Genomic DNA, 657 nt, shown 5'->3' with positions numbered 1-657 from the left:
ATTTTATGATTGGTACAATAAGCAAAATAAGGGCGTATGGGGGATGCCTTGGCTCTCAGAGGCGATGAAAGGCGTGATAAGCTGCGAAAAGCTACGGGGACGGGCACACACCGATTGATCCGTAGATACCTGAATGGGGCAACCCACTATGTTGAAGACATAGTACACCGATAGGTGGGCAAACCCGCTGAACTGAAACATCTAAGTAGGCGGAGGAGAAGAAAACAAAAGTGATTCCGTAAGTAGTGGCGAGCGAACGCGGATTAGCCCAAACCAATGTTGTTACGGCAAGATTGGGGTTGTAGGACCACGACATTTTATGCACAAGGAACTAGAAGTGACTGGAAAGTTATGCCATAGAGAGTGATAGCCTCGTATAGGTAACAAGTGTAATAGATAGTGGTATCCTGAGTAGGGCGGGGCACGTGAAACCCTGTCTGAATTTGGCGGGACCATCCGCTAAGGCTAAATACTCCTGAGAGACCGATAGTGAACCAGTACCGTGAGGGAAAGGTGAAAAGAACCGTGAATAACGGAGTGAAATAGATCCTGAAACCATACGCTTACAAGCGGTCGGAGCCCTTTCGTGGGGTGACGGCGTGCCTTTTGCATAATGAGCCTACGAGTTAACGTTGCTGGCAAGGATAAGTGGTTAAG

1 rRNA gene is annotated in these 657 nt (G+C 48.2%); it reads left to right on the top strand.

Annotated elements, in window-relative coordinates:
* Positions 1-15: 15 nt before the first annotated feature.
* Positions 16-657: ribosomal RNA gene (locus tag ACHRV3_RS22985) — 23S ribosomal RNA — on the top strand; the annotation flags it as partial.

It is taken from the genome of Flavobacterium sp. FlaQc-49, from assembly GCF_044005985.1.
Taxonomy (GTDB): Bacteria; Bacteroidota; Bacteroidia; order Flavobacteriales; family Flavobacteriaceae; genus Flavobacterium; species Flavobacterium cupriresistens.
The sequence above is the reverse complement of the archived record's forward strand: the minus strand, read 5'-3'. Positions and strand labels throughout refer to the sequence as shown.